Origin of the sequence: Methanocaldococcus sp. FS406-22 (genome assembly GCF_000025525.1) — an archaeon.
GTDB lineage: Archaea > AGJL01 > Methanococci > Methanococcales > Methanocaldococcaceae > Methanocaldococcus.
Window position 1 is genome coordinate 1,282,842 of sequence record NC_013887.1, and the last position, 24,190, is coordinate 1,307,031.

Sequence of the window (24,190 nt, forward strand, 5' to 3'; positions counted from 1 at the left end):
AAATTAATCCTTAATCTCCCTTAAAACTTCATCCAAATCAACTTTTTTAACCTCACCAAATTTAACAACCTCTCCATCTCCCTCATACCTTGGGATTATGTGGAAATGGACATGATTAACCTCTTGCCCAGCTACTCTGCCATTGTTATTAACTATGTTATAACCATCAAATCCAAGCTTTTTTAACACTTCAACAGTCTTTTTAACTCCTTTTATAAAATTGCAAAGCTCATCATCTGGCATTTCATCAAATCTTTCATAATGCTTCTTTGGAATAACTAAAGTATGCCCTTTATTTCTTGGGTTTATATCTAAGAAAGCCAAAACATGCTCATCCTCATAAACAACCTTTGCTGGAATCTCCCCATTAACTATCTTACAGAAGATACACATTTTCCCACCAAAATTATTTTTTTAGCAATAACTCTTTATACTTAAACAATAAATCCGTTATAACCCTTCCATAGGGCTATTGCCCTATTGGTATACCCAGAGCGGGGCTTTCAGCCCCACTTTAAAATTTACCTTTATATCTAAACAATAAATCCGTTATGGCTCTTATATCTTTCCCTTGCATCCTTGCCTCATTTAAATATAGGTTATAGAGTTGAGGAGTTAAAGGTCTCGGCATAGATTTCCACATCTCAGCATGGATTAACAAATCAAAGCATCTTGCTTCAGCCTCACTCAATCCAAGATGTTTATACTCTCCCTCATGAGCTTTATATAACAGATTATCCTCTTTAGGCATAGATAAGACTAAATCACACAACTCCGTTGTTGGTATAGGCTCAGCAATAGAGACAAAGACATCATCCAACTCAGCATCTACAATAAAATCTTTTGTTAGCAGATAATCCATATCTGTCTCTGTTGGATATGCAACTATAAAGCTTCCTGCTACTTTAACTCCACAATCCTTTGCCAATTTTATTGCATCTAAGTTTTTTTCTCTGTTAGTTCCTTTCTTCATATCTTTTAAAATTTTATCACTTCCACTCTCAATCCCATAAAACACCCATCCAATTGTATAGTTTTTTATAGCCTCCAATATATCCTCATCAACATAATCAACTCTCATATCTGGAACTGATAAGTTGTTTTTACCAACAACTTCAGATACCTTCTCTAAAAGTTCAAAAAACTTCTCCCTATTTACTGATTTTTTAAAGGCATATAAACTCCCAGTTCCACCACTAATTGCTATCCTCTTAGCTCCAGCTCTTTTAAATGCCTTAACCTCCTCAACAACATCCTCAACTTCCCTACTTCTAATGGTCTTACCAAAAAACTTTGGAACTTGGCAGAATGTGCAGTTTCCTAAGCAACCTCTGTGGGTTTCAATATAAACGTTAGCCCCTCTAATTGACTGCTGTCCAATGTCCTTTGGTATCAGTGGGAGGGGATGATTTAAATCTGGCCTCTCCTTTGGGTAATTTACTACTATCTCATCTCCTTCTCTATAGGCTAAGCCCTCTTTATCCCCCTCAATAATTCTTGGGGTGGTTATCTCTCCCTCTCCAACTATAACTCCATCTACATTTAGTTCATTTAAAATAATCTCTGGATATGTTGAGATGCATCCAGCAATATAGACTTTGGTTTTATTTTTTCTAACTTTTTTTATAAAGTCTATAGCCTCTCTGATATTTTTGTTCAATATATGCAAAGTTGAATATAAGCTAAAAATAACAACATCTGACTTTAAAAATAGTGTTTTATCAATCTTTCTAACTAAATAAACATTATAACCCTTATGTTTTAAAATCCCACCAATAAGCATAGAGCCATAGGTATAAACTCCTGGGCTGTAAATTGTAATCCTCATCTAATCCCCTTTAATTTTATTCAAAGGAATTTTAACTGGGAAGTCTCATACCTTTAGTCTAAATTTATCCTAAATTTTTATTTATAGCAGGGTATTATACAACTGTCTAATACCAATGCATGAGGTTTGTAGGTATTTATATAGCCATCTCCAACCTTAATGTGAGGTGATATTATGGCAGTAATAAAGTTGGATGAGGTAAATAAAAACTTTGTAAATGAGGTTATTGAGGCTGGAAAGTTAGTCTTAGGAGAGGATGTTGTAAAATCAATAAAAGCTTGCTATCAGTGTGGAACTTGCACTGGAAGCTGTCCAAGTGGAAGAAGAACCGCTTACAGAACAAGAAAAGTTTTAAGAAAGGTTTTATTAGGTTTAGATGATGTTTTAGATAGCGATGATATTTGGTATTGCACCACTTGCTATACTTGCTATGAGAGATGTCCAAGAGACGTAAAGATAACAGAAATCATAAAAACCTTAAGAAATATGGCTGCTAAGAAAGGAAATATGGCTTTAGCACACAGAAAAACTGCATCTTATGTCTTAAGATTTGGACATGCTGTTCCAGCAAATAACCAAATTGTTGAATTGAGAGGAAAACTCGGCTTACCAGCAAAATCACCAACAGCTCAATTTAGTGAGAAAGACTTAGAGGAAGTTAGAACATTAATTAAAGAATTGGAGTTTGATAAATTAATTGGATTTGACTGGGAAAAGATGGACTTAAAGGAGTAAATCCCTAAAATTTGGGAATTAAAACTAAATAATAAAAATTAGGGAAATAATAAAACTTATGGTGATAGGATGAAATATGCGTTTTTCTTAGGATGTATCATGCCTCACAGATATCCAGGGGTTGAGAAGGCAACAAAGATAGTTATGGCAGAGTTAGGGGTTGAGTTAGAGTATATGCCTGGAGCATCATGCTGCCCTGCTCCAGGGGTCTTTGGTTCATTCGATCAAAAAACATGGCTCACATTGGCTGCAAGAAACCTATGTATAGCTGAAGAAATGGGATTAGATATTGTAACAGTATGTAATGGTTGTTATGGTTCATTATTTGAGGCAGCACACATATTGCATGAGAATAAAGAGGCTTTGGACTTTGTAAATGAAAAGTTAGATAAGATTGGTAAGCAATACAAAGGAACTGTTAAAGTTAGACACTTTGCAGAGCTAATCTATAAAGACATTGGAGTAGATAAAATAAAGGAGAAGGTTGTTAAGCCATTAGATGTTTTAAATGTCGCTATCCACTATGGATGCCACTTCTTAAAGCCAAGTGAAGTTAAAAAATTAGACTCCCCAGAAAGACCAAAGTTGTTGGAGGAGATTGTTGCAGCAACAGGAGCTAAGCCAGTTATGTATAGAGACTATTTAATGTGCTGTGGAGCTGGAGGAGGAGTTAGAGCAAGATTCTTACCAACTGCACTGGATATGACAAAGGAGAAAATAAGAAACATGCTTGCTGCAGGAGCAGATTGCACCGTCAACGTTTGTCCATTCTGCCACTTACAGTTTGATAGGGGACAAGTAGAGATAAAAGAGAAGTTTGGTGAAGAATACAACCTCCCAGTCTTACACTTAAGTCAGTTGTTAGGTTTAGCATTTGGCATGAAACCAGAAGACTTAGCTGTCAGTGTTCATGCAATTTCAGTAGACCCAGTTTTAAAGAAATTGGGCATTGAATAAAATTCTTTTTTTTAGTTGGTTTTAAAAAATAATCAAGGATGTTAAAAAAACATTAAAGATAGTTAGTTCTTTTGTATCTCCTTTTTTGAATGTTTACAATAAGTTAGGATAAACCTTTTTAAATATTATTCTTAATATCTATTTTCAAATTTCATTGAGCACTAACAAATAAGTTTATATATCTTTGGTGAAATTATGATTAATAATAGGAATGAGATAGAAGTTAGGAAATTAGAGCATATATTTTTATGTAGTTACTGTGATGTTGAATATGAAAAAACAACACTATTAGAGGATATCGAACTAATCCATAAAGGAACCTGTGGAATAAATTTTAATGACATAGAAACAGAGATAAAACTATTTGGAAAAAAGCTCGCTGCCCCTATAATTGTATCTGGAATGACTGGAGGGCATAGTAAGGCAAAAGAAATAAATAAAAATATTGCCAAAGCTGTTGAAGAACTCGGCTTAGGAATGGGAGTTGGCTCTCAAAGGGCAGCTATTGTTAATGATAATCTGGTGGATACTTATAGCATTGTTAGAGATTATACAAATAATTTAGTTATAGGCAACTTAGGGGCAGTTAATTTCATTGTTGATAATTGGGATGAGGAAGTTATAGATAAGGCAGTAGAGATGATAGACGCCGATGCAATGGCTATACACTTCAACCCTCTCCAAGAAATTATACAGCCAGAAGGTGATTTAAACTTCAAAAACATCTATAAACTTAAAGAACTCATCTCAAATTACAAGAAAAACTATAAAAATATCCCTTTCATTGCTAAACAGGTTGGAGAGGGTTTTTCAAAGGAAGATGCAGTAATTTTGAAAGATATTGGCTTTGATGCTATTGATGTTCAAGGAAGCGGAGGCACATCATGGGCAAAGGTTGAGATTTATAGGGTTAAGGATGAAGAGCTTAAAAATTTAGCTGAAAAATTTGCCAACTGGGGAATCCCTACTGCTGCATCAATATTTGAGGTAAAAAGCATCTATAACGGCATAGTTATTGGTTCTGGAGGTATAAGAAGTGGTTTAGATATAGCCAAATGTATAGCAATTGGCTGTGATTGTTGCTCCATATCCCTACCAATATTAAAAGCCGCTCTAAAAGGCTGGGAAGAGGTTGTTAAAGTTTTAGAGAGTTATATAAAGGAGTTAAAGATTGCAATGTTCTTAGTTGGAGTTGAAAATATTGACGAACTTAAAAAAACTCCTTACATTGTTAAAGGAACTCTAAAAGATTGGATTTCTCAAAGATTATAACAATGTTGGTATTGTTAAGTGCTTTGTTATTTACTGTTAAAGTAAAATATTTTATTACCTTAGATGTATCTCTATAAATTTGAATATTTAGTTAGATTAAACAGAGATATCCAAATATTAAAATTAAAAAACAGTGAGGAAGTGAGAGTGTGAAATTGGAGATTATTGCCATTGGTGGTTATGAAGAAGTTGGTAGAAATATGACAGCAGTTAATGTAGATGGGGAAATAATAATATTAGATATGGGGATAAGATTAGATAGAGTCTTAATTCACGAAGATACTGACATATCAAAGCTCCATAGCTTAGAGTTAATTGAAAAAGGTATAATTCCAAACGATACAGTTATGAAAAATATTGAGGGAGAAGTTAAGGCGATAGTTTTATCTCACGGGCATTTAGACCACATTGGGGCAGTTCCAAAATTAGCCCATAGATATAATGCCCCAATCATTGGAACTCCATATACAATTGAGTTAGTTAAAAGAGAGATACTGAGTGAGAAGAAATTCGATGTAAGAAATCCACTAATTGTTTTAAATGCTGGAGAATCTATTGACTTAACTCCAAACATAACATTAGAGTTTATTAGAATAACTCACAGTATTCCAGACTCTGTTTTACCAGTTTTACATACCCCTTATGGTTCTATCGTCTATGGAAATGATTTTAAATTTGACAACTTTCCAGTAGTTGGTGAGAGACCAGATTATAGGGCAATAAAGAAGGTTGGTAAGAATGGAGTTCTCTGCTTTATCTCAGAAACCACAAGAATAAATCATGAAGGTAAAACACCGCCAGAAATTATTGCCTCTGGTTTATTGAAAAATGATTTATTGGCTGCCGATAATGACAAAAACGGCATTATTGTGACAACATTTTCTTCCCATATTGCAAGAATAAAATCAATTACAGACATAGCAGAAAAAATGGGAAGAACTCCTGTTTTATTAGGAAGAAGTATGATGAGATTCTGTGGAATAGCTCAAGATATTGGTTTGGTTCAGTTTCCAGAAGATTTAAGGATTTATGGAGACCCAAGTTCAATAGAGATGGCTTTAAAGAATATAGTTAAAGAGGGCAAAGAGAAATATTTAATTATAGCTACAGGACACCAAGGAGAAGAGGGGGCGGTATTATCAAGAATGGCAACCAACAAAACTCCATACAAGTTTGAAAAATATGACTGTGTTGTGTTTTCAGCAGACCCAATTCCGAATCCAATGAACGCAGCTCAAAGATACATGTTAGAATCAAGATTAAAGTTATTGGGGGTTAGAATATTTAAAGGAGCTCATGTTTCAGGGCACGCTGCAAAAGAAGATCATAGGGATATGCTAAGATGGTTAAATCCAGAGCATATAATCCCTTCACATGGGGATTTTAATTTAACTGCTGAATACACAAAATTAGCTGAAGAAGAGGGATATAGATTAGGAGAAGATGTTCATTTATTAAGAAATGGGCAGTGTCTGAGTTTTGAAAGAATTATTTAAAAGAGGGGGTGTAATTATGCTCTTTGATAAAAATATTTTACAAAAAATAGATGAAGAATTAAAAACTTATGTAGATAAGAATGATAAATTATATAATGCATCAAAACATCTTTTATTTGCAGGTGGAAAGAGAATCAGACCATATTTAACTGTTGTAACTTATATGTTAAAGAAAGATAATATTAGAGAGGTTTTACCAGCAGCTGCAGCAGTGGAGTTAATTCACAACTACACCTTAATACATGATGATATAATGGACAACGACGATGAAAGGAGAGGAAAACCAACAGTCCATGTAGTTTATGGAGAACCAATGGCTATCTTAGCTGGAGATTTGTTATACGCTAAAGCTTTTGAGGCAGTTTCAAGAATAAAAGATAATAAAAAGGCTCATGAAGTTTTAAAAATTTTATCAAAAGCGTGTGTTGAAGTCTGTGAAGGGCAGGCAATGGATATGGAATTTGAAAACTACTACCCTACAATGGAAGAATACTTAGAGATGATTAGAAAAAAGACAGGAGCTTTATTAGAGGCTTCTGTAGAGATTGGGGCAGTGATGGCTGATTGTAATGAGGAGGAGAGGGAGGCATTAAAAGAGTATGCAAAAAGAATTGGGCTAACTTTCCAAATACAGGATGATGTCTTAGATTTAATTGGAGACCAGAAAAAGTTGGGTAAGCCAGTTGGGAGCGATATAAGGGAAGGAAAGAAAACCATAATTGTTATTCATGCCCTAAAAACATTAGATGAAGAGAAAAAGAAAAGATTATTAGAAATTTTAGGAAATAAAGATATTGGAGATAAAGAGATTAAAGAGGCAATTGAGATATTGAAACCATCAATTGAATATGCCAAAGAACTCATGAAACAAAAGACAGAAGAAGCTAAAGAATATTTAAAAATATTTGATAAAGATAGGAGGAAAGTCTTAGAAGATTTAGCTGATTTTATAATGAGTAGAGTTTATTAATTTTTATTGGGTGATATATATGAGAATTCCAAGATTGTACGTTGAAAATGCAGAAAAACATGAAGATAGGAAAGTAGTTATTGAAAATGATGGGAAAGTTATAAGATTTTTAGACAAAGATGAAAAATATGAAGGAGATGGAAAGGTTTTATATCAAGTCATATACGATGATTTTGATAACTATGTATTGATGGGACAAGTAACAAGAGATATACTTATCGAATATGAAGTGGGAGGAGTTAAGCAATTAACTTACATCAAAAAAGGAACAAGATTATTAGAAATCCCTGCTGAAGGTTACAAAGTTTATCCAATTGTAGATTTTGGCTGTAGAATTTTGGAAGGACATAGAGTAGCTGCTTTGCAGAGCAGGAAGGGAGATATAAGGTTTGTCAATACTCCAGTTAATGGGATTGTGTTGTTTTTAAAAGAGGTTCCAGCAAAGAGAGAAAATTATGTATTCTATATATTACCAGAAGAAGAAATTAAATTTGAGGAAGAGTAACTTATAATTAGTTTGAGGGATATTATGGATAACGACAAAATGGAATTTGTCGCTACTCTAATATCAATATTAACTGTTAAAGAGGCATTAAATAGCGAAATGGAAAACTTTGTTAAAGTTAGAGCTGCTATTGATAAGAGAGAGTTAAATGATGAGGATAAAGTAGCAATCTTTAATATAAATTCTACAACAAGCTACCAAGTATTTTTTATAGATAAAGACACAGATATAGAAGAGTTGAAGGAAGAGTTTAAGAAGATGAATGTTAGAATTAATTATGATAGTGAGCAAGTTCTAAAAAGATACATTGAGAGGTTAAGGGAATGAAGGATGCAAGAAACTTAGATAAGCAGTGGGTTGTATTGGCTGAGTTATCAGCTGAATTGGTTAATAGGGGGGTTAAAGTTCCTGAAATTGTTTTTGAAAAGCTTAGATTAGCTAATGCTCTCCTTTCTTATTACATTTTAGACCCTCATACATCCATAAATATATTGACAAATGTTGAAAGAGAACTAAATTATGTCCAATCTCAATTATTTAGCTTATGTGACCCTGAGTTATCTGAAAAATACTTAAATAAGATGATAAAAGCCATTAGGGGAGAGATTAACGCTAAATTCCCAATAAGTAAAAGTAACTATAATAAGGAAGTCAAAAAAAGAGGGAAAGTAGAAGCAATAAGGGTGAAGTTGCAGAGAGAGATACAGATTGAAAGATTAAGTGACTTAGGAGAGTGGCACGGAGTTATATTTGAATACAGTGACGAGAAAGATAAAGTAATTATTGAAGGAAATATAGATAGGGTAAAAAAAGCTTTAAAGGACTTTGCAATTATGTGGAAAGAAGATTAAACATAAAAAAGAATCAGTCCAATCTTATTGATTTTTTTGCAATAAATACACAATACGGGTCTCCAATAGCCTGACATTTTTCTTCTGTAACTTCTACAATGTATGCCCTATTAGCCATATTTTCTAAACAGCCAGCTATAAATCCCGCCGTTAAATAGCATACTGGCTCCGATGCCTTACAGTTTTTACATTCCTTATTATCTTTAACTACAATCGTTAAAGGTTCAGATTTTTCAATAATCACTTCCCCAAAATCTTTTTTCATAAACTTAATCATATCGTCATATGTGTTAATTCCCAATCTAATCGCGTAATCTTTGCCAATATCATAAAAAATCCTTTTTACATTATTTCCTAAATAATATTTCCTTAAATATTCTTTTATATAGGTGATAAGAGACACTGGACCCTCAAAAGTACAGAATTCTTTTTTCTCTTTCCCCTCCCCACTTTCAGAAGTTAGTTTAATATCATATTCTTCTTCCATAATTTCTTTTTTTAACTCTTCTAAAGGAGGATATGCTTCCAATATAAGTTCATGAAGTCGTGTTCCTTCTGTTAATTTCAAAACTTCTTTTAGTAATTCCTTATTGTCTTTGTATTTTTCCAATAAATTTTTCATCATAGTTAATTTAATACCCATAAATTTCGCTCTGTTGTCAATAATCCTCAACATTTCAATAATCTTCATCGCATTTGTCATTTAAACCACACATATATCTATTCTCTACAATCCCCCCACAAGTAAAATAAAAATTATTCCAACACTATTTACAAAAATATAACTGCCCCACAAAAACTATTATATTAGATTTTAGCCATAATCCCTACTACATTCAATAATATCATAAATATTATACTATCCAAAATTTAATTTGTTAGAAGCATTATAAATAATTTTTCAATTTTTCTATAAAAAAGTATATCATAAGATAACATATATTTAAGTTCATTGTAAAAGCTACTTCTCAAAAAATGATTACTAACATAGAACCTCCAATCAAATTGTGGGAATTTTGACACCAAAAAACTGTCAAATGCAAACTAAAATAAAAAATAAAAAGTTATCTATCAAAAATTTCAAAAATTTTTTATAATAATTTCTTGAATGGATGGTTATCTACTGGTTCGATTCCTAACTCTTTTGCTGCCTCTGCAATAATTGCATCAACCATAGCTACTGCTGGGAATGTCATATATGCGTTGTCAATTGGTCCATAAAGGACAAAGTCTCCTGATGCCATAACTTGGACTAAGTTTGCCCCAATATCACAAACATGGTGGATGTCTTTTGCTTTTTCTTTTTCTCCAGCTTCTCTTAACTGTTTTCTAAACTCTCTTAACCAGTCCCATGCTGATGGAATGTTGTGAATACCACTTCCTACTGGGTATCCAAACAGTGCCTTAACAGCGAATGACGCTCTAACAGCAGCTCCTGCACCATTACCCAATGGTGTTACTGCTGTATCGATTAAAGGATACTTAATACCTGCTTTTTCAGCGAGTTCTAACATTCCCTTATCTGCTGTTTTCCCACCATTTGTTAAGACATTTATTTTTCCTTCAACTGTTGGATCCATTGGGTCGAAACATAAAACTATAGATGCCTCTAAGTCACTTTCAACTAAAACTTGATATTCTTGCTCATCAATAGAAACGTTGATAGAGTTGTAAATACACTGTTTAGCATAACCTGCCTCTGTTGCTCTCTTTGCAGCAGCCATTCTTGCTTCTCCTGATGTAGAGTCCAATAACATTGGACCGTCCCAAACCTCAGCAACAAAGTCAATATAATTAACTAACGCCTCTGGGGTTCCTCCAAAGACCTGAACCAATGCTGGATTTCCAGTTATATCTTCCATCTCTGCCTGTTTGTTAATTAAATCCTCTGCTGCCGCTTTGTCAAAAATACCTTTTCTCTCGTCTTCAACAATCTTGTGTCTTGCATAGAATATAGTCCCTGCTAAAGCTGTTGGATACTCCCCTGGCTGACCTCCAATTTTTCTCCCCGCAATTTCAACGACCATCTGCTCTCTGTCAAACTTAAACATAACCTTCCACCTCACTTAATTGTTATTTTTAAGCTTAATATTTGAATGATTTTTATTAATGCTGGAAGTATGTAAGAGAGTATTATCCCTATAACTAAACCATACAATATTCCAATATCTCTTCCAACTTTCTTTCCAGCTAATTGGAAGAGTTCAGCATTTGTGTTTTCTATTTTTTGCTCCAACTCATCCAATCTCTTTTTTAATGCCTCATAATCAGCAGGATCCATTATCACTTGTGGTAACTTTTCATCCTCTGCCATCTAACTCACCTCATTAATAAATAAATAGCTAATGGAATACCCACCAAAACCAGAGCAGAAACTGCTCCAATTATTAATCCTTTTGTTCCAGCAGATTCAACTCCACTTTCCAAACCTCTGTTTCTTGTTATTAAGCCAACTTTGTATTCTAAATCCTCAACATAACTTTCTATTGATGATACATTTGGTTTGTTAGATATCTCAACACCCATTCTCCCACCCTAAAAACTTAAATTTTAAAACATTAAAATTCCCATAATTAATAGCATTATGAACAGACCTGTAGCAATTCCTTGGATTTTACCATTGTAATAACCTGCCTGCCACTTTGCCAACAATCCATTATAGCACATTTCATTTCCAATCAATCTTATTCTACTTTCAATTATTGCCATTTCTGGAGTTATTGGTTTTATTACTCCTTCTTCCTCTTCTCCTCCTCCTTTTCCTCCTTCTAACTCAATTATAAATGGATCTTCATCAATAGCCCCAGGGTCTTTACTCAAACACTCTTTTATTGCCTGTGTTATTTTACCAACATCTTCACAGTCAATCAAATCAATAACTTCAACTATTTGTCTTTGGAATCTCTCAACAGCATCTTTACTAACATTCTCTAAGAATGGTATAGCTCCTTTAGCTCCAATAATCTGACCACTATCATCAATACCGTTTTCCCATAATGCTTTAAAGCACTGTCCAGTTATATGCCCCTGAACCTCTGAACCGCAAAGAATCATAAATCTAATGTTTGGGTTTGATATATAGTTTGCTACAACCTTTTCAATACCCAAGTTTTCTGTGTGGCAAGGCCCTGCTATAGCTGCCCCAGCATCAATGCAAGCCTGCTCTAAACCGTGAGAACCGAGAGTTACAACTCCAACACAACTTTCTGGATTACCGACAACATACTCACCAGAGACTATTGGCCATCCTGGTGCAGGTTCTTTTTTGTTTGCCATAAATATCACCGTAAAAAGTTATTTTAGAATTTTACCCCCAATATTATTGCAAGCAAAGCCATCACTCCCAAAGTTATCCAAAATCCAAAGAATGCACTCTTGAAATATCCTGCTATTACATAAACTCCATCTCTATTTGGGAAGGAGTTAAGAGGAGCATGCCTTGGGTCTAAAGAGTTTTCATAAGCTTCAACCAATGTTTCTAATTTTTTTATTTGCTCTTCTATTGGAGATACATCAACAAATAACAACTCTCCAAATCCTTTTGTAATAACCCCTGTCTCAACAGTATAAACAAGCGGAATGTTTTGGTCAATAAATACATAAGTCGCCATTGTCTCACCTTACTCTCCCTTCTTAGGAATTTCTGGAACATGTAATACTGCACATGCATCTTTGAATGACATCTTAACAAACTTCACATACGCAATTGCCCACAATATTATTGAAACAACCATGGAGATAATGTCTAATTTAACCACAGAGAAAACAAACCAAGTTATTAGACCACATGCAACTGCTAATGTTAATGTTCTTCTATGACTTTCATTTGGTCCTAAACATGCGTTGAAAGGATGTAATATAGCCATACCTGCAGTTATAAATGCCAAAGCCATAATTCCAGTGTTTAAAGCACCATTAATAAATGCTTGTGGTTCTAGGCTTCCAACATAAGCTGTTGTAAATCCTAATAGGGCCATTGCTCCTGCTACTGATAAATAAGTCATACTTCTGACCATGATAGGAATTTTCATCCCAACCGGGTTAACTGTTAATCTTCCTACGATATATCCAACAACTAATGCAATAATTAATGTCAATATAGGAGCCACTAAATAGGTAATTCCCAATGCCTTTGGAATTAAAACTCCCGCTACAGCAGCTAATGTCCCCATACCTAAACTAATCATACCAATTGATGGAACCCCAGTACCAAGACCATAAGCGGCTACTTTTCTAACAGTGTTTGCTCCTGCAACACACGCTGCTGAAACTAATAAACCCCCAATTAACATTGACAAGTTATCTGGTAGGAAATTTGCTAAGTAAATACCTACTAATGACAAAACTACTCCAACTGCAAATATCTGGTTTTCAGGATAAAGCTCAGTTGCATGACCTCCTCCTCCATGTGACATATTATCACCAAAAATTTTTTTATAATGCCATTGCTACTGCAATAATTCCAAATAACAAAGATGCTACTGTGGATGCAATAACACCATTTGGCATTTTCTTGAATTTTGGATCGTGGAAACCTTCAATAGTACCTCCAATGTTATACGAAGCAAGAACTGCATTTATAAAGAAGAACCCTACTGCTAACATTCCAGCAAGTGCAGGACTCAATCCCAACTTCAACATAGCAATATATGCCAAAGCCCCTCCAATTCCTCCCAATGCCGCTCCTATCAAACCACTAATAAAACAAACTGTTGGAACTCCATGCCCTGTAGTACCTGGAGTAACATAAGGTTTTTGTGGATCCTTTGTTATTGGGTCAATTTCACACTTATCTGCAGCTGGAACAACTCCAACTCCAAATACATAAATTAATTGCCCAATCAACATTGTAACTCCAAGCATAATCATTGAGCTTATAGCCCCAGATACCAAAATCAAAGCAATGCCTGTTAAAGATAAACCTACAGTCGCCGCCATTACTGCAGCTCCCATTAATCCAGTGAAACCTGCTCCTGCCGCTAACTGGGTTGTACCAGTACCAACTCCAGTTGAAGTTGCCATTGCCGCAGGAGCTCCTCCCACAGGAATAAAATGGACGCTCGCGTTAATTATTGCCCCTGCAATTGTCATTTCAATCAATGGAATGGCTAAACTTACAGCATCCATAAAATATCACCCTTATTTTGTATATGGTCCGTATTTGTTTCTTGCAAATACTTCAACTTTTCTATTTACTACAGCCAAAATAGCTACAATTATCAAACCAATAACAATTGAAATTACTGAAGCAGTCGTAACATTTCCGCCTTGTAGTATATTTCCTAAAATACCTCTCCATCCATCTAAGAATACAATTAAACCAAAACATAAACCAGTTAAAACTCCCCCCAATCTTGAACAGAAGTATGATGAATCCATTCCGTTTCTTAAACCATACTCTGCCTTAACATCAATGTCCCCATGATTAGCAACTGGAACTCCTCCTCCAAATGGATATTTCTGATACTCTCTTTCAGCACCATAATGAACGTCTCCAGTTGATGAACCAATTGCCCCAACAGTAATACCGAAGATCAATGCAATCAATGGCAATGGGAATGGATTTCCTAATATTGTGTTAGCTAAATAAGCCATTAAAACCATACAAAATACAGCAATAAAACCATGTCCAACAATTGGGCCAATGTGACTCATTACAATATCCCAATAAACAGGTTGTCCAAAGTTTTTTGATTGTCCGACAATTCTACCCAAGTATGCTGAAATAGCATAAGCTCCATGAACAAAGGCAGCAACTCCTGCTCCTAAAATTAATGCTAAAATTGGGTTTAATCCCATTTGCATAATGGCATAAGCAACTGTTCCTGCAACTGCAACATACAAACCGTAGGAAACTGGCTCCCCTGATATAGCTTTGTTAAAGTATCTGTGTATATTCCCCATCTGAGGTGCTAACTGAACCTGTGAGTTTGGGTTTGACTGAGAACCAACATCTGATTCTAAATCTTCCGCACAACCTGCAACTGTTGCCAATGCTCCACTCAACGCTAAAGCCCCTAGGGCTATTAGTGTTGGATCCATCCTATCACCTCATTTTTACATAAGACTTAGTTTTATTAGGTTAATATATAAGGTTTTCTATTTGATTCAGCTAAAATTTTCTTAATCTCTATTTAACTTAATTAGAACAAACTATTTTTATGTAATTTATGTAATTAACACATCATGTTCTAAAACATATGTTTTAATATGCTTAACAATATCAACATAATAAAAAATTAAAGATTAAAGTTAGTGAGCTGGAATGATTGGGTCTCTTTCTCCAGCTGGTTCGAATTCTCTTAAAGCACCTCTAGCAAACTCTTTTCTTGGATGTGTGAAGTCAAAGACTAATGATGGATCTGCGAATGCAACCTTAATTAATGGGTTCAATGCAAACGCATCTCCTCTAGCTGAGTGTGCTGCCTGTGTAATTCCAGCATACTCTCCTTGGTGACCAACGTTCATTGCATAGTTTGGATAGTTAGGTCCTCTCAACTCTAATGGTGAACCTTCATCGTTTCTAAAGGATAATGAGTTAGCTGCTCCACACTGGTCTTGCAAGTCGTAACCATAGAATCCTAATCTGCTGTGGTACTCTTTGTGCAAGATTTGACTTAAGTACCATCCGTTAAGTCCAGCGTTTGAGTTTCCTGTAGCTAATGCTGTTGTAATACCTGCTGCAGCTGCTGTAACCCCTGCTCTTTGTGAACCTCCGAAGTGGTCTTCTAACAATGCTGGGAAGCTGTCATACTGTTCTAAACCGTATAAGGTAACTTCAGTAGCTATATCTTCAACAACATCCATTGTTGGTTTTACGCTGTTGCATCCTCCGTATTTCTTAGTTATATAGTCATATCCGTAGTATGAGAAGTCATCCAAGATGTCATCTGTATATGTTGCTGTAGCATACTGTGTGAATCCAACTCCTCCAGACATGTATCCTCCTAACCAGATTTGGTCATATAACATAGCTCCTGAAGCGACAACCTCTAATGACTGCTCAACTGGGTCATCTGAAACTCTTGATGTTTGGACGATATCTGCTAAGACTCCAAAGAATATACCTCCTGGCTCGTTTGGACCTCTTGCTCTTCTTGCTGGTAAGAATGAAGCCATTTGTATAACGTCAGCGTGCTTTGCAGCGTAAGCGAAGTCAGCAATTGCTGCTTCCCCAGCACAGAGCTTGTATGCTGTAATGAATGACATTCCAATCTGCATTGCACTCCATCTTGCAATTGTACCTCCATCACAGACTCTACCAACTAATGTTGGAACTCTTGAAACTTGGTATGTTCTTTTACCAATTGCTTTCTTGATTTGTTCTGCCTGCTCTTCTGGGAATAACTTGTTGATGTCGATTAAGAATCTCTTGTCAATCTCATCTGCTAATTCATCATCTCCAGTGAATATCTTAGCGTAACAGTCCCAGACTAATGCTGGGTGAACCTCAACCATGTGCTCCTGAACAACTGCCCCTCCTGGGAGAGCGTGGTTAATTGTTTCCATGTATTCGTTAATTGTTTCTGGAGTAACCTCTACCCCTAACCTCTTCTCTAAGACAGCATGAGCAGTGTCTAATCCAACAATAACTGTTCTTCTTATGTCATCCCAGAACTGCTGCATTGCAGCGTTGTTCATGAAGTGTAAGTCATCTCTTTCAACAATTACATCTGTATTTGAAACTTTATAAGGCATTAATTTTCTTTGTCCTAATGGAACCCCAATGTCTGGGTTGTAGAATGGAATTCCTCCTCTCTTTTCAATTAATTTTTGTGCTGCCTCAACAAATTCTCTCTTTCTTGCTGACTGTCTCCATCCACCAAAGACGTAGAACTTAGTGTATTTCTCTCTTGGATCTTCTTCAAACTTCTCCTTTAATGCCTTTAAGAATAATCTTTTTTCAGCATCCATCGGGCTCACCTCTGTGAGGAATTTTATTATTTTTTATTTTATTGTTTTTTTATTGTTTAATTTTACTTCAAAGCTTATATTCTTGATTATCCATGAGAAAGTGGAAGAGCTAATGGGCAAAGCCCAAAGCTTAGAGTTTCTCGAAGACATCTTCAACTGGCAAGAATCCTCCTAATGTTCTTGCTCTGTGGATTCTCTTAACGACTGTTAATAGCTCTTCATCCTCTCTCATTGGAACTCCATCAATTCTGTAGATTGTTGTAATTTCTTTCAATTTTTCTTCTGGTAATGGTTCTCCAACATCTACTGGCTCATCTAATGGTCTTCCAACCTGATCTTTAACGTATAAAACGTGTCCTGTTTTCTCATCATAGACATATCTCTGGAGGGCATCGAACATTAAACCGTTTTCGTCCAATCTTAATGAGTGTCCGTGGACAGTAGCTCCTCTGATACCAATTCTTGCTGGGTCAAAGAATGCTGTATCAATTAAGAAGTTCTTTGACAATGCTTCTAAGTCACTCTCTCTCATCTCAATAACTTGTCTTCCTGATAATGTACCTGTATCTACTCCTCTAAATCTCCACATGTATGTTCTTGCTCTGTCGTATGGTTGAGCTGGAGCAAAGTACATTGAATCAGCGAACTGAATGTATCTAATTCTGTGCCCTTCTTTAGCTCCGTTAATTGGCTCAACTAAGTCTCTAACATAGTCTTCTGGTAAGTCCATCTCTTCTAATGGAGGGTGAACTGTTTTGTAATCTTCTCCTGGTTGTCTGTGACCCATTATTTTAACAACATCATCATCTGGAATGTCTCTCAACTTTTCTAACTGAACATCTGGGTTCATGTGGTCTCTTCTATTTTGAGCAATTTTTGTTTGACCTGGGTAGAACTGTGGCTTGTATGCCATACAATCACCTCAATTTAGGTTTAAGTGAAGTTTTATTTTTCTTATTATTTCATCAATTTTAGTTTGAGGACAGGATTCTCCTCTAATCACCCCGGTTACAATATCAACAACTGTCCCTTCAGTTTTAGGTTCTAAAGGCATAACATCTCTTGTCTTTATTCCATATTTAGCAAGATCTTCCATATCTACGGGAGCTTGGCAAACAATAATTGTTGGAATTTTTACATACTTTAAGAGAAGTCCTGCCTTATAGACAATATGGCTGATAACATTTCCGAAATGAACAACGCAGAGCTTATGTCTATTTATTTGCTCTGCTTCTTCTGGCTTTATACCAAAGGTTGAACCTAATGCTCCTCTTGGAGCGTCATGTGGAATTCCCGAACCAGCATTTAAAACTAAAACGCTTGTTTGAATCCCTGCCTCTCTTATCCCATAAGTTATCTCACAGACAGGTTTTGTTATATGCCTCCTCCCTGGTGACATCGCTACAACTACTACATCATTTTTTAATGCCTCTGCAAATGTCCCTCTCTGTGCTAATCCTCCCCCCTCTCCTAAACCCATCACTGACCTACAATCCACTATTTGCTCTCTTCTCCCTACTGGCATACTATTCCTCTTTTTCTTCTTTTTCCACAACTGTAACGGAGTTTGCCATTCTACTTCTTGGGTCGACCATTCCTATCAATCTTCTATCCATTTCATTTATTAGAAAGACCCCATCTTCACCATATTTAATATAGTCAGTAACTGTTGGTCTATCCTTTAGGAATTTTCCAACTCTTAAGTCATAGCCAAATGGAAACATTTCTTTGCATATAGCATCTAACTTGTCCAACTCACTGTCATTGCTAAGGGTTATCCAAAACCTCCCTGCCATCACTGTTAACTCTACTGGAACTCCTTTAACATTTATTATCTTTCTCTCTGTATGATTCACTGGCAAACCTCTTGCTGGTCCATAAGTGATAACTTTAGGAAGAGGCTGACCGTGGATTACAACTCTCTCCACGGTCTTTAAATCATAGATTTTGTTAAGAAATTTTTCAGTTGTAGAGGCTTTCAAATACCTGTGTGGAAAGATTTCGACCTCAACCATAAACAATCACTTAAAATTTAGATTTTGTCTTTAACTTCTAATGCTCCTTTTATGACATACTTCAATGGTTCTCTGAACTCATCAATTGCACTGAAGACAGTTCCAACTAATGCTGATGTTCTCTCTGGTGAGAACATCTGTGTTCCAGCGTCTAAACACATTGCAGCTGCAACTGGTGGAATAGCAAATCCTTTTGAGTGTCTTGTAACGATGTGGTTTCCGTTGAAGATTCCAGGCCCTCCTCCTCCGTAGATTGAGTGACTGAAGAATGAGAATCCAACTGCTGTACCTTCACATCTACCGAAGTCAACTCCTGGTAATCCAGTTTCGTATTCTAAGATGTCGTTGTAGTATAAAATTGTTGATGCAACATTTTGTGCTGCTCTTGCAGCTCCACAGTTTACAATGACAGCTGCAACTAAACCTGCAGCTGCATAAGCGTTCCACTTAGCAACATCAACTGGTTTGTACATTGTGAATCCTGAAGGTAGTGTTTTGTCTTCCTTAATAATTCCATCTTCTAAAGCTCTCTCAACAACTGAAGCTACTACTGTACCAACAGTTCCATTCTTACCGTTTGCTTTTACTAAGTCAATTACTAAGTTGTCTGCGTTTAATCCTTGGTAAGCTAAACCTAACAAGTGTAATCTTTCAAACAATCCTACAGCATCTCCCATTTCGAACATAGCTGTTTGTTCCATAATTGAAGCGAATGCAACTGCGTTCATAACATTTTTCTTTGTACATGCAGCGAAGTGGTTTGCCATGATATTTCTTAACGCATAACCTGGACCTTCTAATGATAATGGGCTACCTAATAAAGCAGCGATGTTTGAACCTTTCATTGTAACTTCGTGTGGGTAACCACCAACAACAGCTGCATGAACCATTGGAGCGTCGAACATGTCAACATCGAATGTTCTAATTATGGCCTCTTTTAATGCCTGAGCTGTGACTAAAACAGAAACTGAATACTCTGCTGCAACATCTAATCTCTTTGATGGAATTTGAACAGCCATCTGTTTTCCATCGTTAATTAATTTGATGGATGTGTCGTCATCTTCTGAGACTCTAACAACTTTTTCAACATATTCAGCAATTGTTTCAGCATTTTCAACAATTGGCAAATCTAACTCTCTTCCTTTAATCATGCAACCTTTTCCACCAACTTGCCCAGTCCTTAAAGCGTTTTCTATTCCTGCTAAGTTAACTGCTACTGTCCTCTTAACATCTTTAACTAACATCTGGATTGTTGGGTTGTGTAATGGACTGATAGCTTCTAAAGGAACGTTTTCTTCTACTAATTTACCTTTTTCATCATACAAGTTTATTGTGTCTTTGTACTTTACCATAGGAATCACTCCCACATATTGGTTCGATATTAGTTATTCGCAGTTTATATATATCCAGTTTTTCATTTGAACGAAATCGTAACATTTATATAGTAGATGGATTTGGAATCTACAAGCAAACTTTTAAATTTAAAATTGATATAAACTCCAATAATTTTTGGTGAGAAAATCCATTATAAAATTTTCTCTTTGAAATTTTTTATTAAAAATATTTGTTATAGTGTGAAATCATGAAAGAGGCTAATCTATTAATAGATTTAAGAGGAGAGCCAGGAATCAACTGCAATGGCTTTTGCAAGTTCTGTTATTTTAGAAAAGTTGATAAACAAAATCCTCAACCATTTGGATGTAGATATTGCCAATTTACAGTGGGCTGTGATTACTGCACTTATTCAGTTAGAGAGATTAATGGTGATTTTATCCCTTTACCATTTGCATTGATGGAACTTCAAAGTAGTTTGCTCTTTAAAAGATACAGCAAAGTTAATTTAACTGCTGGTGGAGATGTTAGCTGTTATCCTCAATTAGAAGAGTTATGCAAAGCTATAAGCAATATAGGTTTAAAAATACATCTTGGCTATACATCAGGAAAAGGATTTAACAAAGAGGGGATTGCAAAAAACTTGGTTGATTATGGAGTTGATGAAGTTACATTCTCAGTTTTTTCAACAAATCCAAAGCTTAGAAAGGAATGGATGAATGATAAAAATGCTGAAACTGCTTTAAAATGCCTAAGATATTTTTGTGAGCATTGTGAGGTTCATTGTGCAATAATTGTTATTCCAGGGGTTAATGATGGTGAAGAATTAAAGAAGACAGTTTCTGATTTAGTTGATTGGGGGGCTAAGGCAGTTATATTAATGAGATTTGCAAATAGTGAAGAACAGGGATTAATTTTAGGAAATGCTCCCTTAATTGAAGGTTTGAGAACACATACAATTGAGGAATTTAAAAATATTGTTGATGAAATCCATAATGAGTTTGGGGATTATATTAGGGTTACTGGCACTCCTTTACACGACCCAGTAGCTGGAACCCCATTTGCATTAGCTAAAGAAGAAAATAAAGGTATTTTAGAGAGATTAAAAGATAAAATAAATGGAGAGGCAACAATAATTACTGGAAATGTAGCATATCCATTTTTAAAAAAGATTTTTGATGAAACATCTGTAAATGTTGTTAAAGTTGATAAGGATATTGCCGATTTAATAACAGCTAAAGATTTAGAAAAATTGGATTTAAAGGATGTTAAAGAAACTGTCTTTATCCCACCAAAGGCTTTTGTGCATGATAGGGTTGCTGAAGAGATTTTACGAAGGGATGGAGTAGATAGAATAGTTGTTAGAGGAGTTGAGCAATTAACATTAGATGGAGAGGTTAGTGGAATCTATACAAAAGAAGAAGCATTAAAATTTGAAATTGAAGCATTTGAAGAATTAATTGGCATGATTAATTTCTTTGGAATGAAAAAACAATAAAATATTATTAAATATTATTTTACTCATTTAATTGTTTTTGCAATAATTTAGCTACAGCAAAGCTTGGAGTTGCTAAAGAAACATCCTTACCATAGGTTTCTTTTATTGATATTATATTATAGCCATCTAAAGCATCTTTTAAAATTTCTTCTCCCAAACCAGTAATAACTACATCATTTAAATTGTATCTTTTTGCAATAGCATCAACATTTTCTCTAATTAATTCTAACAGCTTATTATAAAGCCTATTAACAAAATCTATTAGCTCATTATCACTAACCATTTCTCTATCAGCACATAAAACTCTTGCTAATCTTGTTAAGCATGAATCTCTATCCTTTCCAGCTCCATCTGGAGTATCACAGGTATAATCTTCTTCTGCAATTTTATTTAGAATTAAAGAAATATCCGCTGTAATGGCAAAGTATTCTGAGGATAAATTTGTTAATTTCCCTCTAAACATTATTTTGTTAGTTAAAAAAGTAACAGGAGTTCTTAAAGTTCCAACATAAACTAACTGATTATTCATTAATCTATCCAAATCTGTTTTTTCAGATAGAATATTCTTATTTTTTATTGGAATTATATCTGTGGTTGTAGAACCCATATCAACCAAAATACAGCTATCTTTTATAAACTCTGAAACAAATTTGGCAGTAGCCATCCAATTTGATGCTGAAACATCTAAATAGTTTTTCTTAGCTTCTTCTGATGTCAAAAAGTTTCCATTAACATCAAACACATATATTGGACAGTCAAAGGATTTTTCAACTTTATTTATTATATCCTCAACTCCTTCTTTTTTTGTTTTGTAGCAGTCAGCTAACTCAGCAGTCATAACTAAGGCAACATAATCAACATCATTATTGTAGTTTTTTAATAAATCTTCTAATTCATCTTTTTTCTTCCACATAGGAAAATAGATATGATGGATTTTATAATTTTCTCCTTCAATCTCTGTGATTTTTGTATTAGCCCCACCAATATCTATTCCCAAAATCATTGTATCACCGTGAAAAATTTTATAACTCTCCAAATAATTATTGTTAATTCCTAAGCCAATACTAAAAGTTGAGGGATAGATATATGAATACTTTTGTTGAGGTTCAAAAATTGTATAGAGAATATTATAACTTCGCAATAAAAAACAATATTCTTGAAATCCCTGAAGGTATTGAATATAGGGAATTTGGATATGGTTATTTAAAAAAAGTTGATAATAGAAACCTTTCTTTTAAAAATGAGGGAGAATATAAAGATTGGGTACTAAAAAACGCACCAATGCACTTTTACAAATCTTTAGCTTATATGCTTTACCCAAACAAATCAGGTGGAGCGGCTAAAAAAGGTATATTTAGAAGAGAATTAGCGTTTGATATAGATGTGCATAAAACAAAAAAATGTAAGCACGATGAAGATTGGATTTGTAAAAATTGCTTAGAGGAGGCAAAAAATCAAGCTATTTATTTAATTGAAGAATTTTTAATTCCTGACTTTGGTTTAAATGAAGAAGATTTAAAGATTGTATTTAGTGGAAATAGGGGCTATCACATCTATATAAAACCAAAGGATGAAAACATTAGAGATATTATTGAAAAGTTCTCAAAGGAAGATAGAAGGTTTTTAATGGACTATATAATGGGAAAAAATTTGTATTTAGAATCGGTCGGAAGTGGTTGGAGAAGAAGACTGATAAAAGAGTTTAAAAAAGCTGGAATTGGAATAAAACAGTTTGAAAAAGAAAAAAATTGGAAAAAAATAATTGAAAAAAGAAAAAATAAGGATAAAATCTACAATATTATCGAAAAAACTAAAAATAAACTTGAATTGGATGAAAAGGTTATGGACGATGACATAAGGCTTTTGAGGGTTATAAATTCTCTACACGGTTATACTGGCTTTGTCGTTAAGCCACTAAATGGTTTAGATGAGTTAAAGAGATTCAACCCATTAAAAGATGCCATATTTAAAGAGTTTGAAAATAAGGTGTATGAAGTTAATATATTTGATGATAGAAAATTCGAAATCGAAATTTGTGGAAAAAAATATAACAATAAAAGCAAAAAAATTACTGGCTCCGCTTTGTTATATTTATTTGGGCACAATATTAAATTTGAATTACTTCAATAATCATGGGAGATGAATTACTTCAATGCCTTTAACTAAAATTTTTCCTGCCTTTGTTTTCTTTCCTTCTTTCTCTACAAACAACCTTATTTTTCCAGCCCTACAAAAGTGTTGAACCCTCAACCCAATATCTATTAACACTTTATCATCAAACTCTCTCCCAATAAATTCTTTTAATGTTTCAGAAGTTGAACCACATGGAGCTTCTCTTAAAACATCAATTTTCTCAATTTTGTTATTCTTAATAAATAATTTCACTTTTGGCCTTCCAAAATATTTTAGAAATTCTCTCAATTGAGGATAGTTATTTAGATAATATTTTAGCTCATCTTCGTCAATATCACACATTAAATATGGACAAAAAGCATTTCCAAAACTCTCTAACTGTTTTTTAAATCCCTCTCCTTTCCAAGCTCCAACAAGAACAAAAGCTTTATCATTAAGTTCTTTTATATTTCTAATAAGTTCATAAGTTAAGTCAGGGTTTAAGGTGTAAGTTATGAATAAATCATAATCTTTTAATTTTTCAGTTGTATCTTTGCTTATTGTTATCTCATCAAAATCTCCATAATATTTAACAATTATAAAATCACATGGAAATTTTGATTTGATTGTTTTATAAGCTCTGTCTCCATAAGCTCCATCGGTTAAAATAGCAACCTTCACACTTTCACCGTATATTTAAATTAA

Annotated in this window: 28 protein-coding genes; 10 read left to right on the plus strand and 18 right to left on the minus strand. The window is 34.5% G+C overall.

All coding sequences use genetic code 11. The annotated features are described in order from the left end of the window. Window positions 1–3 precede the first annotated feature (3 nt). Window positions 4–393, minus strand: coding sequence for an HIT family protein (locus MFS40622_RS06475; RefSeq protein ID WP_012980881.1), 390 nt, complete (start codon window positions 391–393; stop codon window positions 4–6). 121 nt (window positions 394–514) lie between these two features. After that, window positions 515–1,828 (minus strand): methyl-coenzyme M reductase glutamine C-methyltransferase, encoded by a 1,314-nt coding sequence (locus tag MFS40622_RS06480; RefSeq protein ID WP_012980882.1) that lies wholly within the window; start codon window positions 1,826–1,828, stop codon window positions 515–517. A 174-nt stretch (window positions 1,829–2,002) separates the two neighbouring features. Here MFS40622_RS06480 and hdrC point away from each other — a divergent pair, with 174 nt between their 5' ends. The 8 genes from hdrC to MFS40622_RS06520 all read left to right on the plus strand — a co-directional run bounded on the left by hdrC (window position 2,003) and on the right by MFS40622_RS06520 (window position 8,614). Beyond that, on the plus strand, window positions 2,003–2,563 hold the full coding sequence (gene hdrC / locus MFS40622_RS06485) for a CoB--CoM heterodisulfide reductase subunit C (protein ID WP_012980883.1): 561 nt from the start codon (window positions 2,003–2,005) through the stop codon (window positions 2,561–2,563). Between the two features lie 69 nt (window positions 2,564–2,632). After that, window positions 2,633–3,520 (plus strand): CoB--CoM heterodisulfide reductase subunit B, encoded by an 888-nt coding sequence (gene hdrB, locus MFS40622_RS06490; RefSeq protein WP_012980884.1) that lies wholly within the window; start codon window positions 2,633–2,635, stop codon window positions 3,518–3,520. Between the two features lie 195 nt (window positions 3,521–3,715). After that, window positions 3,716–4,792 carry a type 2 isopentenyl-diphosphate Delta-isomerase gene (fni, locus tag MFS40622_RS06495; protein WP_012980885.1) on the plus strand — a complete coding sequence of 359 codons (1,077 nt, stop codon included), beginning with the start codon at window positions 3,716–3,718 and terminating at the stop codon, window positions 4,790–4,792. 149 nt (window positions 4,793–4,941) lie between these two features. Next, a complete protein-coding gene (locus MFS40622_RS06500; protein ID WP_012980886.1) occupies window positions 4,942–6,288 on the plus strand; it encodes an RNase J family beta-CASP ribonuclease in 1,347 nt (448 codons plus the stop codon). A 16-nt stretch (window positions 6,289–6,304) separates the two neighbouring features. Next, window positions 6,305–7,258, plus strand: a complete 954-nt coding sequence (locus MFS40622_RS06505) for a polyprenyl synthetase family protein (RefSeq protein ID WP_012980887.1) — start codon at window positions 6,305–6,307, stop codon at window positions 7,256–7,258. A gap of 19 nt (window positions 7,259–7,277) precedes the next feature. Then, complete coding sequence (locus MFS40622_RS06510) at window positions 7,278–7,763, plus strand: DUF2118 family protein (RefSeq protein WP_012980888.1); 486 nt, start codon at window positions 7,278–7,280, stop codon at window positions 7,761–7,763. A gap of 24 nt (window positions 7,764–7,787) precedes the next feature. Continuing rightward, window positions 7,788–8,090 carry a DUF749 domain-containing protein gene (locus MFS40622_RS06515; protein ID WP_012980889.1) on the plus strand — a complete coding sequence of 101 codons (303 nt, stop codon included), beginning with the start codon at window positions 7,788–7,790 and terminating at the stop codon, window positions 8,088–8,090. Further along, on the plus strand, window positions 8,087–8,614 hold the full coding sequence (locus MFS40622_RS06520; protein ID WP_012980890.1) for a DUF2096 domain-containing protein: 528 nt from the start codon (window positions 8,087–8,089) through the stop codon (window positions 8,612–8,614). The genes MFS40622_RS06515 and MFS40622_RS06520 overlap by 4 nt, the downstream gene beginning before the upstream one ends. Before the next feature lie 13 nt (window positions 8,615–8,627). Here MFS40622_RS06520 and MFS40622_RS06525 read toward each other — a convergent pair whose 3' ends face one another. The 14 genes from MFS40622_RS06525 to mcrB all read right to left on the minus strand — a co-directional run bounded on the left by MFS40622_RS06525 (window position 8,628) and on the right by mcrB (window position 19,895). Next, window positions 8,628–9,317: a V4R domain-containing protein gene (locus MFS40622_RS06525; RefSeq protein ID WP_012980891.1), complete on the minus strand. Its 690-nt coding sequence runs from the start codon at window positions 9,315–9,317 to the stop codon at window positions 8,628–8,630. 388 nt (window positions 9,318–9,705) lie between these two features. Continuing rightward, entirely contained in the window at window positions 9,706–10,665 is a 960-nt protein-coding gene (mtrH, locus tag MFS40622_RS06530; protein ID WP_012980892.1) for a tetrahydromethanopterin S-methyltransferase subunit H, read from the minus strand. A gap of 11 nt (window positions 10,666–10,676) precedes the next feature. Further along, window positions 10,677–10,928, minus strand: a complete 252-nt coding sequence (gene mtrG, locus MFS40622_RS06535; protein ID WP_012980893.1) for a tetrahydromethanopterin S-methyltransferase subunit MtrG — start codon at window positions 10,926–10,928, stop codon at window positions 10,677–10,679. A 5-nt stretch (window positions 10,929–10,933) separates the two neighbouring features. Next, the gene (locus MFS40622_RS06540; protein WP_012980894.1) at window positions 10,934–11,140 is read right to left on the minus strand and encodes a tetrahydromethanopterin S-methyltransferase subunit F; all 207 of its coding nucleotides are present in this window, start codon (window positions 11,138–11,140) and stop codon (window positions 10,934–10,936) included. A gap of 24 nt (window positions 11,141–11,164) precedes the next feature. Further along, window positions 11,165–11,890: a tetrahydromethanopterin S-methyltransferase subunit A gene (gene mtrA, locus MFS40622_RS06545; RefSeq protein WP_012980895.1), complete on the minus strand. Its 726-nt coding sequence runs from the start codon at window positions 11,888–11,890 to the stop codon at window positions 11,165–11,167. Between the two features lie 23 nt (window positions 11,891–11,913). After that, window positions 11,914–12,225 (minus strand): tetrahydromethanopterin S-methyltransferase subunit B, encoded by a 312-nt coding sequence (locus tag MFS40622_RS06550; protein WP_012980896.1) that lies wholly within the window; start codon window positions 12,223–12,225, stop codon window positions 11,914–11,916. 9 nt (window positions 12,226–12,234) lie between these two features. Then, on the minus strand, window positions 12,235–13,029 hold the full coding sequence (gene mtrC / locus MFS40622_RS06555) for a tetrahydromethanopterin S-methyltransferase subunit MtrC (protein ID WP_012980897.1): 795 nt from the start codon (window positions 13,027–13,029) through the stop codon (window positions 12,235–12,237). Window positions 13,030–13,048: 19 nt separating this feature from the next. After that, window positions 13,049–13,741: a tetrahydromethanopterin S-methyltransferase subunit D gene (gene mtrD / locus MFS40622_RS06560; RefSeq protein WP_012980898.1), complete on the minus strand. Its 693-nt coding sequence runs from the start codon at window positions 13,739–13,741 to the stop codon at window positions 13,049–13,051. A 12-nt stretch (window positions 13,742–13,753) separates the two neighbouring features. Then, window positions 13,754–14,656 carry a tetrahydromethanopterin S-methyltransferase subunit E gene (gene mtrE / locus MFS40622_RS06565; RefSeq protein ID WP_012980899.1) on the minus strand — a complete coding sequence of 301 codons (903 nt, stop codon included), beginning with the start codon at window positions 14,654–14,656 and terminating at the stop codon, window positions 13,754–13,756. Between the two features lie 210 nt (window positions 14,657–14,866). Then, entirely contained in the window at window positions 14,867–16,528 is a 1,662-nt protein-coding gene (mcrA, locus tag MFS40622_RS06570) for a coenzyme-B sulfoethylthiotransferase subunit alpha (RefSeq protein ID WP_012980900.1), read from the minus strand. 130 nt (window positions 16,529–16,658) lie between these two features. Then, entirely contained in the window at window positions 16,659–17,441 is a 783-nt protein-coding gene (mcrG, locus tag MFS40622_RS06575; protein ID WP_012980901.1) for a coenzyme-B sulfoethylthiotransferase subunit gamma, read from the minus strand. Between the two features lie 9 nt (window positions 17,442–17,450). Next, on the minus strand, window positions 17,451–18,053 hold the full coding sequence (gene mcrC, locus MFS40622_RS06580) for a methyl-coenzyme M reductase I operon protein C (RefSeq protein ID WP_012980902.1): 603 nt from the start codon (window positions 18,051–18,053) through the stop codon (window positions 17,451–17,453). A 1-nt stretch (window position 18,054) separates the two neighbouring features. Continuing rightward, window positions 18,055–18,543, minus strand: a complete 489-nt coding sequence (mcrD, locus tag MFS40622_RS06585) for a methyl-coenzyme M reductase operon protein D (RefSeq protein WP_012980903.1) — start codon at window positions 18,541–18,543, stop codon at window positions 18,055–18,057. A gap of 17 nt (window positions 18,544–18,560) precedes the next feature. Further along, window positions 18,561–19,895 (minus strand): coenzyme-B sulfoethylthiotransferase subunit beta, encoded by a 1,335-nt coding sequence (gene mcrB / locus MFS40622_RS06590; RefSeq protein ID WP_012980904.1) that lies wholly within the window; start codon window positions 19,893–19,895, stop codon window positions 18,561–18,563. A gap of 230 nt (window positions 19,896–20,125) precedes the next feature. Between mcrB and mmp10 the strand changes: the two genes are divergently transcribed. Beyond that, window positions 20,126–21,373 (plus strand): methyl coenzyme M reductase-arginine methyltransferase Mmp10, encoded by a 1,248-nt coding sequence (gene mmp10, locus MFS40622_RS06595; protein WP_012980905.1) that lies wholly within the window; start codon window positions 20,126–20,128, stop codon window positions 21,371–21,373. Between the two features lie 19 nt (window positions 21,374–21,392). On the opposite strand, the gene mfnF is transcribed toward mmp10, so the two are convergent. Continuing rightward, complete coding sequence (mfnF, locus tag MFS40622_RS06600) at window positions 21,393–22,376, minus strand: (4-{4-[2-(gamma-L-glutamylamino)ethyl]phenoxymethyl}furan-2-yl)methanamine synthase (RefSeq protein ID WP_012980906.1); 984 nt, start codon at window positions 22,374–22,376, stop codon at window positions 21,393–21,395. A gap of 83 nt (window positions 22,377–22,459) precedes the next feature. Here mfnF and priS point away from each other — a divergent pair, with 83 nt between their 5' ends. Next, entirely contained in the window at window positions 22,460–23,503 is a 1,044-nt protein-coding gene (gene priS, locus MFS40622_RS06605) for a DNA primase catalytic subunit PriS (RefSeq protein WP_012980907.1), read from the plus strand. Here priS and MFS40622_RS06610 read toward each other — a convergent pair whose 3' ends face one another. Further along, window positions 23,504–24,166 carry a DUF166 family protein gene (locus tag MFS40622_RS06610; RefSeq protein ID WP_012980908.1) on the minus strand — a complete coding sequence of 221 codons (663 nt, stop codon included), beginning with the start codon at window positions 24,164–24,166 and terminating at the stop codon, window positions 23,504–23,506. It lies immediately after the preceding gene. Window positions 24,167–24,190 lie beyond the last annotated feature (24 nt).

Excerpts from the sequence above, each read along its gene's own strand:
- MFS40622_RS06475 (WP_012980881.1), bottom strand. The coding sequence starts at position 393 with ATGTGTATCTTCTGTAAGATAGTTAATGGGGAGATTCCAGCAAAGGTT.
- MFS40622_RS06480 (WP_012980882.1), bottom strand. The coding sequence starts at position 1,828 with ATGAGGATTACAATTTACAGCCCAGGAGTTTATACCTATGGCTCTATG.
- hdrC (WP_012980883.1), top strand. The coding sequence starts at position 2,003 with ATGGCAGTAATAAAGTTGGATGAGGTAAATAAAAACTTTGTAAATGAG.
- hdrB (WP_012980884.1), top strand. The coding sequence starts at position 2,633 with ATGAAATATGCGTTTTTCTTAGGATGTATCATGCCTCACAGATATCCA.
- fni (WP_012980885.1), top strand. The coding sequence starts at position 3,716 with ATGATTAATAATAGGAATGAGATAGAAGTTAGGAAATTAGAGCATATA.
- MFS40622_RS06505 (WP_012980887.1), top strand. The coding sequence starts at position 6,305 with ATGCTCTTTGATAAAAATATTTTACAAAAAATAGATGAAGAATTAAAA.
- MFS40622_RS06510 (WP_012980888.1), top strand. The coding sequence starts at position 7,278 with ATGAGAATTCCAAGATTGTACGTTGAAAATGCAGAAAAACATGAAGAT.
- MFS40622_RS06515 (WP_012980889.1), top strand. The coding sequence starts at position 7,788 with ATGGATAACGACAAAATGGAATTTGTCGCTACTCTAATATCAATATTA.
- MFS40622_RS06520 (WP_012980890.1), top strand. The coding sequence starts at position 8,087 with ATGAAGGATGCAAGAAACTTAGATAAGCAGTGGGTTGTATTGGCTGAG.
- MFS40622_RS06525 (WP_012980891.1), bottom strand. The coding sequence starts at position 9,317 with ATGACAAATGCGATGAAGATTATTGAAATGTTGAGGATTATTGACAAC.
- mtrH (WP_012980892.1), bottom strand. The coding sequence starts at position 10,665 with ATGTTTAAGTTTGACAGAGAGCAGATGGTCGTTGAAATTGCGGGGAGA.
- mtrG (WP_012980893.1), bottom strand. The coding sequence starts at position 10,928 with ATGGCAGAGGATGAAAAGTTACCACAAGTGATAATGGATCCTGCTGAT.
- MFS40622_RS06540 (WP_012980894.1), bottom strand. The coding sequence starts at position 11,140 with ATGGGTGTTGAGATATCTAACAAACCAAATGTATCATCAATAGAAAGT.
- mtrA (WP_012980895.1), bottom strand. The coding sequence starts at position 11,890 with ATGGCAAACAAAAAAGAACCTGCACCAGGATGGCCAATAGTCTCTGGT.
- MFS40622_RS06550 (WP_012980896.1), bottom strand. The coding sequence starts at position 12,225 with ATGGCGACTTATGTATTTATTGACCAAAACATTCCGCTTGTTTATACT.
- mtrC (WP_012980897.1), bottom strand. The coding sequence starts at position 13,029 with ATGTCACATGGAGGAGGAGGTCATGCAACTGAGCTTTATCCTGAAAAC.
- mtrD (WP_012980898.1), bottom strand. The coding sequence starts at position 13,741 with ATGGATGCTGTAAGTTTAGCCATTCCATTGATTGAAATGACAATTGCA.
- mtrE (WP_012980899.1), bottom strand. The coding sequence starts at position 14,656 with ATGGATCCAACACTAATAGCCCTAGGGGCTTTAGCGTTGAGTGGAGCA.
- mcrA (WP_012980900.1), bottom strand. The coding sequence starts at position 16,528 with ATGGATGCTGAAAAAAGATTATTCTTAAAGGCATTAAAGGAGAAGTTT.
- mcrG (WP_012980901.1), bottom strand. The coding sequence starts at position 17,441 with ATGGCATACAAGCCACAGTTCTACCCAGGTCAAACAAAAATTGCTCAA.
- mcrC (WP_012980902.1), bottom strand. The coding sequence starts at position 18,053 with ATGCCAGTAGGGAGAAGAGAGCAAATAGTGGATTGTAGGTCAGTGATG.
- mcrD (WP_012980903.1), bottom strand. The coding sequence starts at position 18,543 with ATGGTTGAGGTCGAAATCTTTCCACACAGGTATTTGAAAGCCTCTACA.
- mcrB (WP_012980904.1), bottom strand. The coding sequence starts at position 19,895 with ATGGTAAAGTACAAAGACACAATAAACTTGTATGATGAAAAAGGTAAA.
- mmp10 (WP_012980905.1), top strand. The coding sequence starts at position 20,126 with ATGAAAGAGGCTAATCTATTAATAGATTTAAGAGGAGAGCCAGGAATC.
- mfnF (WP_012980906.1), bottom strand. The coding sequence starts at position 22,376 with ATGATTTTGGGAATAGATATTGGTGGGGCTAATACAAAAATCACAGAG.
- priS (WP_012980907.1), top strand. The coding sequence starts at position 22,460 with ATGAATACTTTTGTTGAGGTTCAAAAATTGTATAGAGAATATTATAAC.